Source organism: Chengkuizengella sediminis (assembly GCF_010078385.1).
Taxonomy (GTDB): Bacteria; Bacillota; Bacilli; order Paenibacillales; family KCTC-33759; genus Chengkuizengella; species Chengkuizengella sediminis.
The window spans coordinates 159,692-179,065 of sequence record NZ_SIJC01000006.1 but is presented as its reverse complement, the minus strand read 5'-3'; the positions used below and the strand labels follow the sequence as shown (position 1 = coordinate 179,065).

Annotated in this window: 7 protein-coding genes; all 7 read right to left on the bottom strand. The window is 36.9% G+C overall.

Translation table 11 applies throughout. From position 1 onward, the window contains the following. Positions 1-20 precede the first annotated feature (20 nt). Entirely contained in the window at positions 21-7,772 is a 7,752-nt protein-coding gene (locus EPK97_RS21935; RefSeq protein WP_240903822.1) for a glycosyl hydrolase family 18 protein, read from the bottom strand. Between the two features lie 495 nt (positions 7,773-8,267). Further along, positions 8,268-9,446, bottom strand: a complete 1,179-nt coding sequence (locus EPK97_RS13795; protein WP_162037205.1) for an aminotransferase class I/II-fold pyridoxal phosphate-dependent enzyme — start codon at positions 9,444-9,446, stop codon at positions 8,268-8,270. A gap of 28 nt (positions 9,447-9,474) precedes the next feature. Further along, positions 9,475-10,599: a site-2 protease family protein gene (locus tag EPK97_RS13790; protein ID WP_240903821.1), complete on the bottom strand. Its 1,125-nt coding sequence runs from the start codon at positions 10,597-10,599 to the stop codon at positions 9,475-9,477. Between the two features lie 57 nt (positions 10,600-10,656). Continuing rightward, positions 10,657-11,016 (bottom strand): arsenate reductase family protein, encoded by a 360-nt coding sequence (locus EPK97_RS13785; RefSeq protein ID WP_162037204.1) that lies wholly within the window; start codon positions 11,014-11,016, stop codon positions 10,657-10,659. A 483-nt stretch (positions 11,017-11,499) separates the two neighbouring features. Then, the gene (locus EPK97_RS13780) at positions 11,500-16,635 is read right to left on the bottom strand and encodes an HBL/NHE enterotoxin family protein (RefSeq protein ID WP_162037203.1); all 5,136 of its coding nucleotides are present in this window, start codon (positions 16,633-16,635) and stop codon (positions 11,500-11,502) included. Between the two features lie 598 nt (positions 16,636-17,233). Next, positions 17,234-18,583, bottom strand: coding sequence for a HAMP domain-containing sensor histidine kinase (locus tag EPK97_RS13775; RefSeq protein ID WP_162037202.1), 1,350 nt, complete (start codon positions 18,581-18,583; stop codon positions 17,234-17,236). Then, complete coding sequence (locus EPK97_RS13770; RefSeq protein ID WP_162037201.1) at positions 18,580-19,257, bottom strand: response regulator transcription factor; 678 nt, start codon at positions 19,255-19,257, stop codon at positions 18,580-18,582. The genes EPK97_RS13775 and EPK97_RS13770 overlap by 4 nt, the downstream gene beginning before the upstream one ends. Positions 19,258-19,374: the final 117 nt, after the last annotated feature.

Sequence of the window (19,374 nt, the reverse complement as noted above, 5' to 3'; positions counted from 1 at the left end):
GAACCTTTAAAGTAACTCTATTATTTCAGCCCCCATAATGCAGGCACGTTTGGTGGCTCCCACCCTGCTAGAGAAGTATGAGATTGTATACACACGTACGTTTGACCACCGTAGGTTACTTCGTCATTCACATTGTAACTGATACCCGCTTCCCAAGGTTGTGTTCCTGTTGAGGCATCTGTTGTTGCTTCTATATCTGTTCCTGATGAAACATTACCGGCCGCGTCTTTTGCTGTTACTGTAAATGTGTAAGATGTATTTGCTGATAGTCCACTGATGGTTGCACTTGTACCCGTTACATCCATACTTCCTGAACCATAACTTACGGTATATCCTGTCACTCCTACATTATCCGTTGAAGCACTCCAACTTAAGCTAATACTAGAGGTAGATTGACCCGTCACTTGTAAATTCGTTGGGGTACTTGGGGCAATCTCATCCGTTGGATCGGAAATATCGGTTGTTACTGTGATCGCATTACTTGAAGAGGATTCGTTTCCTGCTGCATCTTTTGCTGTTACCGTAAACGTGTAGGTTGTGTCTGCTGAAAGACCATTGATCGTCGTACTTGTGCTGGTCACATTCATACTTCCTGAACCGTAATTTACGGTATACCCGGTCACTCCTACATTATCTGTGGATGCATCCCATACCAAGCTAACACTATTCGATGTTTTACTTGTAGATTGAAGATTTCCAGGTATCGTCGGAGCCTGTGTATCTTGTTCTACTGTATCATCTAAGCTCCACAATGCGGGCACATATGGCGGTTGCCAGTTTGCTAGAGAGGTATGAGCTGTTATACAGACGTACGTTTGACCACCGTAGGTTACTAGATCGCCCACTTGGTAACTAACACCCACTTCCCAAGGTTGTGCACCCATTGAGGCATCTGTAGTTGCTTGGATAGAAGTCCCTTGTGACATATTCCCTGCCGCATCTTTTGCTGTTACCGTAAACGTGTAGGTTGTGTCTGCAGATAGTCCACTAATGGTCGTATTTGTGTCAGTGACATCCATACTTCCTGAACCGTAATCTACGGTATATCCTGTCACTCCTATATTATCTGTGGAGGCATTCCAGCTTAAACTAACACTTGAAGAAGACTTATCTGTCACTTGTAGGTTTGTTGGGGCTGTTGGCGATTCGGTATCAGGTCCATCTGTGGTTACCGTTACCGCATTACTTGAAGAGGACACATTCCCTGCCGCGTCTTTTGCTGTCACCATGAATGTGTAAGATGAATTTTCTGAGAGTCCTGTAACTGTCGTACTTGTGTCAGTGACATCCATACTTCCTGAACCGTAATTTACGGTATATCCTGTCACTCCTATATTATCTGTGGAGGCATTCCAGCTTAAACTGACACTTGAAGAAGACGTATTTGTCACTTGTAGGTTGCTTGGCGCTGCTGGCGATTCGGTATCAGGTCCATCTGTGGTTACCGTTACCGCATTACTTGAAGAGGACACATTCCCTGCTGCGTCTTTTGCTATTACCGTGAATGTGTAGGTTGAGCCTGCGGATAGTCCACTAATGGTCGTACTTGTGCTGGTCACGTTCACACTGCCTGAACCGTAATTTACGGTATATCCTGTCACTCCTACATTATCTGTGGAGGCATTCCATGCTAATGTAACACTTGCCGAGGTTATGTTTGTAGTCATTAAATTGCTCGGAGTACTTGGTGCCTCTGTATCTTCTTCAACTACAATATTATCCAAATAAGCTCGATGACTATTAGAAAACTCAAAATTATTGTAAACATCCCAATTAATGGACCATGTCATCAATCCTTTAAAATTTGGATAACCAGATGGATTTTGTAATACATAATTCCCTCCAAATGATTCACCTTTAATTAAATAATCAAGTGCCTGTTGAACTACTGCTGGAGATGTATATCCCCCACCTGCTGCTTGTTGAGAAGCAGGTAAACCAATGAGCACCTGATTCTGATTTAAAGGTTCAAAGAAATTATTCTCATTATTAGCTACCGGGAAACCTTGTAATATCATTTCTGCCATGGCTACATGGAAATCAGCTGTTCCTTGTGAATAAGATTGGCCATCAAGTGCTGTCATTGAACCTGTATTATAATGCTGTACATGTAGATAAGTTATCTTATCACGCAATGCGTGGATGACTGGTAAATATGCACCCCATGGACCGCCATAAGACGTATATCCTCCCTGTACATATGCCGTTTCTGGTGCCATTGTTAATACAAAATCAGCGCCATAGTAATTAGTAATTTCATTTATCGCATCGATTAAATTAACGATTTGAGGAGAGGTCGGGTTTTTAAAATCCGTATCTCCTCCACCTACCGATAAAGAACTGCCTTCTAAATCAATATCCATTCCATCAAATCCATAAGTATCAATGATATCTTTCATAGTACTAATAAAAGTTAGCTTGGCTTGTTCAGTTGATAAATCCGTTGTTCCATTAGCCCCCCCTATTGAAATTAGTACTTTTTTTCCTTGATTTTGCAAATAATCTATGTCAGATATAAATTCACTATCTGTAGCATTATAAGGAGAAAATCCCATGTTACCAGTACTCGGACCTCCTATAGGTTCTGCAAAAGCAACCTGAATCACATCATACTTTGGTGAAATATCACCTAGTCGGATATTGGTAGAACCGTTGTCAAAATTATGCCAATAACCGATAATCACTTTACTTGAAACAGGTGGGATATCATTTGTTAATACAGTCAACTCCTCACTAGCCACCGAAACATTCCCTGCAGCATCTTTTGCTTTGACTGTATAGGTGTAAGAAGTATTTGCTGTAAGTCCATTCATTGTAGTCATAGTTCCACTCACACTTTTAACAAGGCTGGACCCATCGTATATGTCATAACTATCGACGGTTACATTATCACTGGATGCTTCCCATTGTAAAGTAACACTTGTTGAATTAATATTTGTTGCCGTTAGGTTGCTTGGTGCGCTTGGTGATACTATATCTGGGGTTGTTGTCACTGTAATGGCATTACTTGGATCTGAAAAATTACCCGCAGCATCCATTGCTTGCACAGTGATCGTGTAAGGCACATTTGGAGTTAATCCATTGATCGTTACAGATGTTCCAGTAACATATTCAGATGCTGTACCGTAAGAGACTTTGTATTCTGTTACTCCTACATTGTCTGTAGAAGAATCCCAGGCCAAGGATATACTGTTCACTGTCACACCTGTAGAGTGCAGGTTATTCGGAACAGAAGGTGGCTCCAAATCAATGATCTCATCACCATACAATTTCTCATACTCAACTTTTGATGAAAAACCATTTAATATAAGGCGCTGAGGCCCACCAGAGAATGGTAGTTTCATCATACCTTGTAATACAATCGTTTCACCGTTTGCAATAGATTGGGAAGCAGCACCCGTAATTGTATAATGATTCATATCCCAACTTTCCACAGGACCACTTAATACAGCTCCCCAAACTGAAGTCAGTGTTGTTGTCGTTGGCAAATCAAATTCTAGTACCCATCCACCTGGTATCTCTTCTCCAGTGTGATTTGTAAGCTGCATCGTATACGTATAATTAGGGTGATCATAAGTTCCATCAAATGTTAAAGTGTAATCTTTTGGTTCTGGTAAATGTGGTTTATCCTGACCTGCAGGAGGTGAGGCAACTTTAAATTTATTGTAAGCTTGTGTCGTTAAGGAATCACCAAACGTATAAGTGCCGTCAGTTTCTTGTGAAAAGTCTCCTGTCAGCTCCCAGAACATCATGCCTCCAAGTTCTTTTTCAAGAATATAATCTAATTTATATCCGAGAGATTCTTCGTCTTCATATGTTAAAAATATTTTCTCCTGTTCATTCCACAAATAAGGTGTTTTAGTTACAGGATCAAAGTATCGTTCGTTTTCTGGAAGCTCCAATAAGTTTTTAATATGCCAAATCGGATTAGCACCCGCTGGTTGCTCTGGTTCAGGGTCATTCCATATTCCGTATTCTCCATCCGCGCCTCCTCCTGTTGTTGCTGCAGAGCCGTACAAACCAGTACCATCTATACCACCCTGAACATTTTTCCAGCCTCGAGAATAATAAGGTATACCGATTACAAGTTTTTCTGGTGGGAGAACACCGAGATAATAACGAACAGCCCAATCGGTGTTTAACACAGAAGTTCCGAGTGGTGCAGTTTCAGGGTCGCGATCATCTGGATAAAGTGCTGAATGTGGACCAACAAAACCATTCCAAGCACCATGGAAGTCATAAGACATTATGTTCATCCAATCCAAATACTCTGCATATAAGCTAAGTTCCATACCACCTAATACCCAAGATGATGCTGTTGAAGCAACTGTTAGATAATATTCTCTATCATCCTGCTCACCGGCTGCGTCCAATTTTTCACGAAGTAACCTCATCAGTTCTACATAGTTATCATAACTAACAGAACGAAGTGGCTCTGCAACAGGGAAATCAATGGGATTGCCAGATTGAGAAGTTGCAGAAGGGTACTCCCAGTCGATATCAACACCATCAAATTGATAAGTGCGAAGGAAGTCCACCACACTATTTGCGAAAGTTTCTCGACCAGTTTCTGAGTTAGCCATCGTATAAAAACCACCAGATGCAGCCCAACCGCCAACAGAAATTAGTGTTTCGACATTATATTCCTGCTTGTATTTTGCCAACAAGTTAAAATGCCCTTTAAAAGAAAGGTCCGTCAATTGCCCTGGATAATCTTTTTCAATTGCTGCTTCGCGATCGATAAAATCAATTTCATTTTGATCATTTACTTGTGCGAAAGCATAGTTAATATGAGTAATTTTGTCCCAAGGAATTTTATCAACGGTATAATAACCTTTTGCTTCTTGATCACCCCATTCAGGGAAATATGCAATAATTTTACGAGGCAATTCCTCTATCACATCTGTTGTTACCATTACCGAATTACTTTCCACAGATGTGTTTCCTGCCGCATCTTTAGCCTTTACTGTAAAGGTATACATCGTTTCTGCCATTAATCCTGTCACTGTGAAGCTCATTCCACTTGTTGTTCCTGCCATTTCACTGCCATTATATATTTCGTAACCAATTACACCTACATTATCCGTTGAGGCATTCCACTCCAAAGTAACACTGCTGGAATCAGTGTTGGTTGATGTTAGATTGCTTGGTGCTGTTGGCACTTCAGTGTCTGGATTATCTGTTGTTATCGTTACTTCATTGCTCTGCTCAGATACATTTCCTGCTGCATCTTTAGCTTTTACTGTAAAGGTATATATCGTTTCTGCCATTAATCCTGTCGCTGTATAATTCATACCACTCGTTGTTCCCGCTAACTCACTGCCATTGTATATTTCGTAATGAACAACACCTACATTATCCATAGAGGCATCCCATTGCAAAGTCACACTTACCGAAGTAATGTCTGTTGCCGTTACATTACTTGGTGCGTTTGGGGCTTCCGTATCTGGAATTGTTGTTGTCACTGTAATATTACTCGGATCTGAAAGATTACCTACTGCATCCACTGCTTGCACGGTGATAATATACGGTACATTTGGAGTCAGTCCACTGATCATAACGGTTGTTCCTGTAACATATTCAGATGTTGTACCGTTAGAGACCTTATATTCTGTTACACCTACATTATCCGTTGAAGCATCCCAAGCTAGCGATACACTGTTCTCCGTCATCCCTGTCGTATGTAGGTTATTAGGTGCGCTAGGACTTATTTGATCTCCACAATCACCTACCAATGCCCATGCTCCATCTACTCCACTTTGATCTGGAATTTCACCTAAGGTCCACCATTTTGCACTATATACTTTGCCATTATAAGTAACATGGGCTCCACCATTGTAAGCGATACTTGCATCCCATTCTTCATAAGAACACGTATTTTCGGCATACGTTGTCGCTTGGATCGATGTACTTGAAGAAGTATTGCCCACTGCATCTTTGGCAGTGACCGTGAAGGTATATGTCATGTCTGCTGTTAAATTATTTACGACAGTACTAGTATCCGTCACCTCTAAAGTGCCTGATTCATAATCTACAGTATATCCTGTTACACCCACATTGTCTGTTGAAACCATCCAGTTCAAACTCACACTGGATGAAGTTTTATCTATCACCTGTAAGTTTTTGGGGGCACTTGGTGCAGTTAAATCACTCGGTATCTTTGTTGCTACTGTCACCTCATTACTTGGATTCGATAGATTTCCACCTGTATCTCTTGCTTTCACACTGAACGTATAAGCTGTGCTATGTTTAAGTCCATCAATTGTGGTGGATGTACCCGATACATTCACTGTTTTTTCACCATATGAAAGAATATAATCTACTACACCTACATCGTCTGTTGAAGCATCCCAAGCTAGTGAAATGCTGTTTTCTGTCATACCCGTTGAATGTAAGTTACCCGGTACTGTTGGCGGGATTGTATCTTCCAAATCACTTGCCAATTTATTTAGCAATACTTTATTACGATCTCCACTAAACTCCCAGAACATCGCACCGCCTAAACCTTTAGACTTGATGAATGCTGTTTTGTAACCAAAAGATTCCTCATCGTCATAACTGATGAAGTTTCCGTTTGATGGATTAAATAAGAATGGAACTTTGGATATATCATTCCAATAACGTATGTAGCCATTTTTGTCGATGTAGTTATTTTGAAGATCCGTAAAATCCCAAACACCATTCTCCCATGTTCCATCGTTAGCAGGCGAACAATTTTGATATTGTCCGTTATTGTTTGTTTCGCAACCGCTCCAACCACGACCATAAAATGGTGTACCTAAAACTAGTTTTTTTGAGGGTACACCTGCATCAAGATGTCCTTGAACTGCTGTTTCAATATAAAATGATTCCGCATCAGGAACACCTGCTTCAACTGCGGCAGGATCTTGGTACAACGGTGAGTTGTGAGCACTGATCGTTTGCCATCCACCATTAAAATCATAGGTCATGATGTTAATCCAATCCACAATTTCAGCTATTTTATCTAACTCTGTATTTTGAGCAAAAACAGGGTTTGCCCCTGAAGCAATGGTAAGTAGATAATCTTTTCCATCCTGTGCTCCAGCTTCATCCAGCTTTTCACGAACTTTTTGCAGCAATAATGTATAGTTTTCTTTATCCTCTGGACGTCTACTGTTTCCTTCCAAACCTCCGCTAACAGGATACTCCCAATCAAGATCAACACCGTCAAATTGATATTTCCTCAAAAAATCGACTGCAGAATTCGCAAAATTCTCTCTAGTTTCTACACTGGCAGCCGCATCAGAGAAACGGTTGGACCAAGTCCAACCACCTACAGAGATAAGTGTTTTTAAGTGTGGATTTGCTTCTTTCAGTAATATCAACTGTTTAAAGTTTCCTTTGATTTGTTCATCAAATGTATCTCCAGGATTGCTTTTTTGTAAATCAATCCAAGGATCTCCAACTACAATAGATCCGTTAGGAACATCAATAACTCCATTTTCATCCTGACAAGTCCATGTTTGTGTATTGGGACCCGTTGGATCTGGATTTCCATGGATGCCATCCCAACAAATATCGGCAAATGCAAAGTTAATATGTGTTACTTTAGAAACGTCCATATCCCAAACTTGATAGTTTCTTCCATACGCACCCCAAGAAGGGTAGTAACCTACAATTTTGTAACCTTCAGGTGCAGCAGCTTCAGTTTCTTCAAAACCAAATGTTGAAAATTGAAAATATGATAATAACATAGACAAGATTAATAGAATAATGAGAGTTTTTTTATATGATTGCGCTTTCAAAATCATTACTAATGTCCTCCTTAGTTTTATTAAAACTAATAGATTTTTAAGATCACCACCTCCAAAGAGAAATGTTTATCCTTGTATCTCGTAGCTACACAAACACTCACTCATTTTCACCACATTTTTTGAATGAGAAATGATAAACCACTTGATAGAGTACACAATATGATCAATTTTCAAATTTAATAAGGCTATATTTGTTAGAGAAAAGTAAGAATATTAGGAAGGTTGAATAGTTGCAGTAAAAGATTAAATTTTGCAGAAAGCAATGTGAATGATTAAAAATTTTTAGAGAAAACAAGAGGGGATAGAATTTCATTTTTGAATTTAAGGGAATACAAGGATATATATATATTTTCTTTAATAATTCAAAATTTTGTAAGGGGGAATATTTGACTATTGGGGATAAGTTTATATACTAACATAAACAGCCCGTTGATTTCGACATTTAAAAAAGCCCCTTTTATTTAAAGGAGCCTCCTCATTTTATAATTAAACTCAAAGTACATGATTTTCAAAAAACCTACCCATTCTCTCAACCGCTTCTATCAACACTTTTTCATCATGCACTAAAGCTAATCTAACATAACCTTCCCCTTGATTTCCGAAAGCATCTCCTGGGATAACTACCAATCCTTGCGAAAACAACATTTCCCTAGAAAATTGCCGAGAAGTCCAACCATGGGGGATCTTAGCCCATATAAACATAGATGCTCTTGGCTTTTTGATATGCCACCCGATGTCGGAAAGGCCTTCAATCATTCGATTTCTACGTTTTTCATATACAAGGGAAACGGATTGATTATGATTCATATCTTCTTCTAATGCTGTAATTGCAGCTTTTTGAATAGGTATAAACACACCGTAATCAATATTAGATTTTATCATCTTTAATGCACTTACCACGTCAGCATGACCTACTAAATAACCAATTCGACAGCCAGCCATATTAAATGCTTTAGACATGGAATGAAATTCGACAGCAATTTCTTTAGCACCTTTGACTTCAAGTACACTTGGTGGTTTAAATCCATCAAATGCCATTTCTGAATAAGCTAAATCATGGACTGCGAGTATTTCATGCTTTTTTGACCAATTCACCCATTTTTCAAAAAACACTAGATCCGTTACTGCAGCTAAAGGATTACTAGGATAGTTTAATATCATAAACTTAGCTTGTTTTAAAATAGAATCTGGTATTTTTTCTAACTGAGGTAAAAAGTCATTTTCCTCTCGGAGAGGAACCAAATATGGTTTGACCCCTGCAAGTTCTAAACTAGCACTGTATATTGGATATCCCGGATCGGGGACTAATACGATATCACCAGGATTACAAATTGCCATTGCTAAATGAGCTAAACCATCCTGAGATCCCATTAATGTAAGTATTTCTGATTTAGCATCTAACACCACATTAAATCGATAGTGATACCACTTCGCTACTGCTTCACGAAATTCTAAACTTCCTTCAGACATGGGGTACCCGTAATCATTTGGATTGTCTATTGCTTCATGGAGTTTCCGAATCACTTTGGCAGACGGGGGAAGATCAGGACTTCCTATTCCTAAATCGATTACATCTATCCCAGATTTTATAACTTGTTCTTTCCATTCTGCGAGCTCAGTAAAAATAGCTGAACCCAAATTGTTTAATCGATTGGATCCCGATATTTTCATTCTATTAAACCTCACTTTTTGGAGTGTCTTATATATGTCCACCCTGTAATGATGTCATATACAACATGTAACCTAAAAATATAGCTAATGCTCCATAAACTAAACCAAATCTCCATCTAGTTTCAAAAGGAACATTATAATAATCGTCAGGTTCGTATTGTTCAAATTCAATCAAACAATGGATGCTTAAAACCCTCCCTGATTCCTTTTGTACATTTTCAATTTGACTCACTTCTACATTATTAATGATCCCTTGAGACGGAAGATCTATAGACTGATTTAAACCGATCTCACTCCATACTATCGAAACTTTTTGTTGCCCATCTAATGTAGAGAATGTACGAAAGGCAATCTCTTGTTGGAGGATGGATAATAAATGATCTAACCGTTCAGTACCAGCTGGAATAATAAAGCCTTTATCTAATAGAAGTTCTACCGGAACATCAATTTTAGCACCAACCTCTGCACTTCTGCCTTTCCCTTTTCTTTTCACGTACTTTTGAAATAACTCCCAAGCAAATAAAGCCCATATGATAAAAAATAAAGGACTTTGTAAAAAGAAGATAATAACAACTAAACCACCGATTAATCCAACCAACCATAACCATCTAGTTACCGCTGTAGCAATCCTTCCACCATCCAAAGGATGAATTGGCAATAAGTTCACTAAGTTTAATAAAAATCCAACGTAAGCAATGACTAAAAGTAGTTGTCCCCATTCCCCATTCATATTAGATCCTAATAAAAACACTGCAAAAGCTCCTGCTGTCCCTAAAATAGGTCCACCCATTGCAATATAAGCTTCTGTTACTGCATCTCTTGGATTTCTTTTCATTGCAATTAATGCCCCTAGAAAAGGTATAAATAAAGGTGCGGAAACAGGCAATCCCTTTTGTTTAGCTGCTGCTACATGACCTAACTCATGAATCAATAACATGATGACAAGTCCAATTGCAAATTCAAGTGGAAATATAAGTGCATAAGCACCTATAGAAATAAACATTGAGATTAAAGGTCCTGCAAATTTTACTGATTTTAAAACTAACAAGATATTTTTCCCTGCACCTAGCAAAAAAACACCTATTGCACCCAACAACCACATTGGATTTCGTTTGTTTTGTTTGTTACTTCCATTCTGATTTTGAGCCTCCAACACCTCAACACCTGCCTTTCAATAAAGTAAACATTATTCTTTCAATAGGGGGGTGTATTACTTACTCCACACTTCTTCAAATGTTTCTTCTTTAAATCCTACCGTTACTTTATCACCATCTGTAACAATTGGTCTTTTAAGTAATTTTCCATTAGAAGCAAGCAAATTAATTTTTTCTTCTACAGACATAGATGGAAGTTTATCTTTCAATTTCAATTCTTTGTACACTAAACCTGAAGTATTAAAGAACTTTTTAATATCTAAATCACTTTTTTGTATAAGTTCAGTAATTTCTAATGCTGAAGGGGGTTCCTCCACAATCGGAATTAATTTCACGTCTATATTTTTTTCATTGAACCATTTGATTGCTTTTCGACAAGTTCCACACCTTGAATATTCATAAACTGTTAAAGACATCGTATGCTCTCCTTTGTATAGCGTTCTATATTTATAGTACGTGTTCACAACCTCTATAGGTTATTCATAAATTGTCAGTCAAAAAAAAAAGAAAGTCAAGTAAAAGTAAACCCTTCTATAAAAACCTAGTATTTTAAAGCTGTCATTCTGTGATGAGTATCTGGAAAAATATTATCTATGTTAGCATTACTGAAACTGCCAAAGGATTGCTAAAAGCCCTTCCCCACTAATCTAAATAGTAAAAAGTTGTGAGCAGTTAGATTCCTTCTTCAAAACCTGTAATATTAATAAAATTTAATTTTTTTTTTGAGAATATCTAAACCATAAAACTATTTACAGACGTGGAAAAAAGAGGCTAACCGTAAGTAAATCTACGGTTAGCCTCTTAACCAGCTCATAATTATTTTATGCAATTACTCGTTATATCTTTTATTACTAAATTATTTTATATCTATCTGAAATGAATCATTTTCACACGTTTTGTTACATGACATCAGCATCACTTCTCCATACCCAATTACTTATATACACTGTAGCATCAGGCACATAAAAATCATGATAAGCATTCTGTATAATTATTCTAACTTTATCTCGATATGCAGGATTAGTAGGATGATACCAACCCTCTGGCTGTAATATAGAATTTAAAGTTACTGCTTCCCATTCTTCATTCCGGGTTGACCCATCCGCATTCACTTGTCGACGCTGAAGATAAACATAATAACCTCTGTCATCAAAACCATCAGGGAAACTCCAAGTTACTCGACCACTTACCCAGTATCCCAAATTAACAGCAGACGGAAGTGGTCCTTGTACTACACTTTTTTTCCATTTTACTCTTAATGAAGATGTAATATCATTAAAGGAATTATCTATAAGAGTACGGTCGCTATGATTTAATATTAAACTCAGTCCCCCAAAATCGTAGTGTTGTTTTAAATCGACTGTAAAATCACCAATAATAAGGACGGAACTTAACGTATCATTTGGAATTCCAGGTGAATGATTTATATGATCGTATGATCCTGGTACTGCTCTTTTCTCAAGTCCTTTATAGTTTACAGCATCGAATAAATAGACTCCCTCTCCTCTTGCTTTTAGAGAAGATACCGTATTATTACCTATGCTCGTATCTTCCATGTACGGAACACTAGAAGTGATCACTTGTGGAGTACCGCCGTATCCACTGTTTGGATAAAGCACAACGCCATAATCACCCACTATTCGAATGGAAGAAAATTGATTGTCAAATTTAATGGGTAACTCCCAATGATCGTGATTATATCCATTAGTTGCTGTTATTGCCATAACTTCACCTGTATAATGTGGACCTTTGTATAGATAAACTCCTTCTGCTGAAACATCGTTCACTTGTAAAGACTGTATTGGGTTGATCGAATTATTAGTAAGGTTGGGATCACTTCGATTTAGAAGTTCTGTGCCAATGATGCTATTGAAATTTTCATTTTCATATAACTCTACCTCATAATCACCTACAATTCGAATGGATTTGGGGACGGAACCACTACCAAATGGACCACCAACTTCTGTTAAATTTTCATAGTATCCATTGTATCCAGATTCTACTCGCACTTCAGTTCCTCTATATCTGATATCATCGTATAAATAGACCCCATCTGGTATTTCAGTTACTACTATTGAGGAGGTGGTATTATTGCCAACCACGTTATCCGTTAGGTTGCCATCCCCTACCCTAATTAAAGAACTGGCACCTCCTTGATTAAGGTCTTCAAATAAAACCGCCTCATATCCCCCACCGATCACTTTAATAGAAGAGAGCGTATTTTCTGGAAAACCTAGCTCTTCAATATTATTGTATATTCCTGGTTCTGCCACTCTCACCCAATCTCCTTCACGACTCTGTTCTGAGAATAAATAGACTCCATCTTGTCTGTGTACTTTCAAAGAGGAGACCGCATTGTTGCTAATGATATTATTTCTCATATCTACATCACTTGAGGTAAATGTTTCAAATCTACCCGTATAGTTTAATCCCTCGTATAAAGTAACTTTATAATCATCACCAACAATGAATAAGGAAGAAAGGACATCATCAGGCATACCCAAAGTACTTATATCCGGGTAATTACCAAAAGGTACAACGACGTGTGTATCCTTATAATTGATCGTCTCAAATAGATGAACACCTTCTCCTCTTACTTTCATAGAAGACGCGTTATTTGTACCGACGCCATTATCACTGAGGTTTGGATCGTTAGTGGTAAATGAAGTTGCAGCACCTCCGTAATTGCTGTCTGGGTAGAGTATTACTCCTATATCTTTACCAGCTGCACCCTCGTTAACATAAATGGAAGACGTGGTATTATCAGGTATTATACTTGAGTAATCCCCAACACCATGTAATGTCCAATTTCCAGTATAATCGTTATCTTCGAACAAAAGTATTCCTTCTTCTAGAAGATCATAATCTTCTAGAACTGTATAATCGAGACTTGCTTGATATACTGCACTCTCTAAAAGCCATTCGTGCAAAAATAACATATCACTTTTTGAATAATTTAATCTATTTTTGATCGCTATATTTTCCGTATCATCATCGATCAAGCTTAATTGGTGTAGTTCATCAGTTAGATCTGACATCATCGATGTCAGATTGGTAGAAAGGCTACCAATCTGGCTAAAGCTGATTTTTAAGGCTATTGAAAGATTTTCAAATTGTGATTTCACCATTGCAATCTCAGCCGCCTCTTTTTGAGCATCTTTTAAGGTGGAGTATGCCTCTTCAATTTCATCCTCTTTAGATACGATGTCAAGCGTCATTTGGTATATAGCCAATTCTAACGCAGCGTCAGCGATACCAGAAACAATGTCAGGAAATTCAGGTGAGAATCTAAGCATTCTTGGACCTAAAGGACCTCTTTCTCTTACACGTAAAGCACTACTACTTATTTCTTCTAAAGCTTCTTTTGCCTCTTTAAGTTTCTGAACTAATTCAAGATATTCCTCATGAGCATAAGGTGGGTGGGGAATCATATCATCTACTGCAGCTTGTGCTTCTCGAACTGCTAATTGTGCCTCAGCACGCTCTGCATTAACAGCTAAACCTACACCTGTACCTATTCCAAATATGGCCATAGCTTCACTCACTCCATTGATGATGAGTGCATCTCTGAAATTCTCATGCAGGTCACTTAATTCTCCATTAAGAGCATCGATACTATCAAAACTTGCTTGGATATCTGGATCTCCTAGACCTGCTATAGCCTCATCAAGATCCGAACTAAATACAGAAACATAAGATTGAACTGGGGATCCCCACGTATTGATAATTTCATTAAATGAATCTACATGGGTCTGAATATCACTTATTCTTGTGTTCAGGTCATTTATAAATGTCGTGACTCTATCTCGAACCCCAGGAGCATCAATTACTAAGTCACTCATAAGGGGATCAACATTACTTGTATAAAGATTGGTAAAGTCGAGGATATCTGCTTCTATTTGAGTAAATTCTGGGTCATGGAGAGTAATCCATTCTTGGGCATAATCTTTGGCTAATTGCTGTTTTACACTTAACACTGGATATAGACTTGAATCTATCAACGGTTGTTCCTGTAAAATGAGAGCACTTTGTTTCACTTGATTCCTAGAAGTAACTAATGCCTCCATTACTCTCTCAAAATCACTCAAGAAATGTATGATGGGTTCTTTATGCTCTACCCTGATAGATTCAACTGCTAAGGCAATATTATCTACGTAATCAGTATATACCACGGATGTACCTGTTTGACCTGGAGAATCATATAAGGTCACTTCATAGTTACCCACGATATTTAAGGATTGTATAGTAAAACCTAGCGGTAAATGCAAATCAGGATGGCTTATAAGATCAGTTAAATTCATATTTGTAATTTCACCTGTAATGGGTACTTTGACCCAATCCCCCGTCAAATATGGATCATTATATACATAGACTCCACTGATTAAATCAGGATGGTCATGACTCACCGATTGCTCTGGAATCGTATACACAGTAGAAGTTAAAGCAAATATATCCTCCCAGTCTGCCCTTGCTTCATTTAATAGTGTCTGAAGAGCGGATACATCGTCAAGTTCAAGATCAGCACTGACTAAATCAAGTTTCACTTGTTCTAGCATATCCCTTATGAATTCCCATTCGTAACTAATCCCTTCAAGGTCACTAATGACTGCTGTAGCGTCTGATGCTAAATACCTAATTTGAGATAATATTGTGTTTACTGTCTTTATTTCTTGGTTCAGTGCGTCTTCATCTCTAATCAGATTCGCTAGCAAACTAGTTTGATGATCCCTAGCTGCTATAAGTTGATCCAAAGCTAAACTAAGGTCAACCATATTAACTGCTGCTACAGCAACCGCGACCAATGTAAAAGGATCAATAATTGCTAAGACAGAGCCGGTTATGATAATGACACCATCAGCCGCGAGCTCGACCCCCGTAACAATAATTTCATCATTTAGTCTGCTTAATTCCCCTTGTGTTTCACCAATTTGTTGTAAATCAGTTTGAAGTACACTAGCGTCTGCGACAACCACCGAATCTAGACTATCCAAAGTCGTTAATATCTCACTATCGAATGTTAAGAGTCGCCCTACATAATCGTCCATATTGGTTCTCATTATTGTCAATTCATTCATATATTGAGTGATGGACGTAATAAGGTTTTGAATACGGTCATTGATCATAACCTCATCCGGATCAGGTAGGCTTAGTTCAGCTATTATGGCATCATATTCAGTCTGAAAATCAGTATTGTAGTTAATAATATGATCCTTATTAGTTACAAGCTCTGGTCTGACTAAAGTCGTGTACTCGCTTGTAAAACTTTTTGCGTCGGTAATATTGTTTTCAATACGAGTAGCCAGTACAGCATTTTGTGATCGGATATTAGTAGTATCAGGCATGTCTTGATTTTCTATTGCATTAGCGTACATATCCATTTTCCATAACTTTGCAATTTTTGTTTGTGTAAATTCATCTAGATTATTAGTTCCAACGTCTAACAAGTCCATTTTAACATCTTCCTCAACTCTTACTGTATCCACAGTATATGAACTAATAACATCACTTATATCAGGATCGTCAGCGTAGAATTCGACTGGGTCTAATCCTACTCCGGATAAGGTCACTTTATTGTGCCCTATAATTTTGAGTGAAGAAGGTTGAAGACTCAAGTTAGTAGCTATCATATTTTCGGAAACGATATATGAGTCCCCAGAGTAATTAGTTCCATCGTATAGATGTACCCCCTTACTTATTACTTTTACTGCTACCACAGGTTCTGAACCTATATCATCACTAAGATGAGGATCGTCGGCGTAGAATTCGACTGGCTCTAATCCTTCTCTGTATAAGGTGACCTGATAATTCCCTTCAATTCTAAGTGAAGAAGGTTGAAGATTTAAGCCATGTGTTGTTCCACTTGAAAAGTGGTTTGGAGTTCCACCATAACTAGTTTCATCATATAAATAGGCACCATTAGTTGGTGGTGTTGGCTCTGGTGGTGGTTTTACAAATGTTGCTTCTGTCAAATTTGTTGGAAACGTCGTGAAAATAAGAGTGAAAATCAAAAAGCAAAGCCAAACTTTCTTTTTCATGTATTTCAGCTCCTTATTTTTTTGGTATTGTTTCATCGTTTTACGATTAACTTCTTAGTTTTTACCTGCTATTTTATCTTTTTTTCAAGGTTTACTTCATGTTTGTCGTGAGTGATATAGACAATCATAAAATTTTTTCTGGATCATGATTGCTCTTACTTGTCAGGTTCTTGGAGACAACTTATCTTCTTTTTTTAATATAGTGTTACTTCACAAAGTTGTCTCATGATTGCAATAACTAGTCGTTATATCAACCAAAAAGAGAGAAAGCGCTTTCAAAGAATCTTAATAATGCTGTATTTACTGGTGTTTTACCTTAAATATTCTGATGTCATTATCTAAATCCTCTAAGTGTACATTCTATGATTCTAGTTACAATGTATCTAATGCATTTAAACTAAAACCTCTCATTTTAATCCCCCCTTTAAAACATCTTACAACTTAAATGTGGCATAAATATGACATTACAATAAGTAATGGTAAAAAAATCTGATGAATTAAATAGATATTAAAAAAGACAGATCCCCAATGAAGGAGAAATCTGCCTAGAATATTATTAAATTGATGTGGCATGAATATGGCATAAAACTGTGTAACTTTAATTCACATTTTTCGGGAGTATCACCTCAATTTTTGTCCCTACACCAACCTTACTACTCACCTTTATGTCACCTTGATGAATTTCTATAATTTTTTTAACCATGGACAATCCAATCCCATAACTATTGCCTGATTTAAAGTGAGAATGGTTAACTCGATAAAATCTTTCAAAAATATAAAGTAAATCCTCATTTTTTATCCCTATACCCGTGTCTTGAATTGTAATTTGAAAGAAAGAGTCTTTTTCTATTCCTTCAACGATTAATTTTCCTCTTTCAACATTATACTTAATAGCATTCGTAAGCAGGTTTATCCATATATTATTCAGTAAATCTTTATCTGCTTTTATATAAATGGGAGGGAGATTGGTTTTAATTTCAAGTTTTTTTTCTTCCCACAAAGGTTGCAGGGAAATGATCTGATCTCTAATTTGATCATCTAAGCGATAATTTTGTAAGGAAAAGGTGTACTTTTCGGATTCTAAAAGTGAGAGATTCAATAATTGCTTTGTAAGGTTAGATAATCTGCTTGCTTCTTTTTCAATGACGGAGAGGTATTTTTTTGCTTCTTCGTATGTAACCATGTCATCTTTAATAGCTATCGCCATGCCTTTGATGGAGCTGAGTGGAGATTTAAATTCGTGGGAGACGTTTGCAATGAAATCTTTTCGCATCTTTTCAAGCCTTTCTAACTCTATGGCCATGAGATTAAAATTGTTTGTTAACTTACCTAGTTCATCTTTTCTAGTTGAATGGATTCTGTATTGAAAGTTAGCCTTGGCAAGTTTATCAGTCGCTGATATGACTTGGGATATAGGATGAACTAAATATTTTGTTGTTATCATAATCAAAAAACTCCCTGTAACCAACTCTAAAATTATAAGTGTTAGTAAGAATTTTTCAACTTTTAATTGCGACGATTTAGAAGGCTTTGTAAATAGTGCATATTTTGTCCCATTCAATTCATGAGGGAGACCAATTAGTGGCCTATGCAATAAGAATCGCGATGGCGGTTTTGTATAAACTTCTCCCTTCAGTACATGTGAAATGATTTCTTCTTTTATTTCATATCCGTAACCTTCATAAATATACTCCATCTGTTCATTAAGAACAATAAATTCAATAAGTTTGTTTTTTTTAGAAAATTTATTTAAATTTGTTATTAACTCATTTTCATTATCAGATACTTTAATTATATTTAGTCCGATAGTCATAAATGTTTTATCTTTATTTTCAATATCTTTCGCAGATTGATAAAAATTCAATGTAAGAAAAATAGAGATGATCAAGGATACAAAAACAATAAGTATATATACGACCACATTTTTAACATATAAAGAATGCCTCATTGTATTTTCTCCAATTTATAACCCAGACCATGAACCGTTTGTAAATGTATTTTATGTTCAAAATCACTTAAATTACTTCTTAGCCTTTTTATGTGGGTGTCAATCACTCGTTCGTTTCCTGTATAGTCAACGCCCCAAAAAAGTTCAATTAGTTGAGATCTTGAAAAAATTTTTCCAGGAAATTTAGCCATTACATATAGTAATTGAAACTGTTTTACAGGAAGTAATATTGAAGTAGTGTCTGAAGAAACTGAATAGTTGTTAGCATCAATTAGAATGCCATCAAAATTGATAATATCGATTGAAAGCAAATAATATCTTTTTAAAATACATTTCACTCTCATTACTAGTTCTATGGGATGAAAAGGTTTTGTCAAATAATCATCAGTTCCTACTTTAAAGCCTTTTATCCGATCATCAATTTCAGATTTAGCAGTCACCATAAGCACAGGTATTTCATAAAATTGTTTAATTTCTTGACATAACACCCAACCATTCAAATTTGGCATCATAATATCTATTACTGCACAATGAAAAGATTCTTTTTCTAAAAGCTCCATGGCTTCTTTGCCGTCTTTACATTCAAAAGTTAGAAATCCTTCCTTCTCTAAATACAAACGGATTATTTCTCTAATATTCTCTTCATCGTCAACAATTAATATTTTCAAGTCCATGCAAATGCACCTCCACCAAAAATATTAGATTTCAAAAAGATCTTTTTTATATTAAATGAATGCGCTTTCAAAAATAACAACACGAACGGTGAAAGTGAAATTATCTACTCACAACAA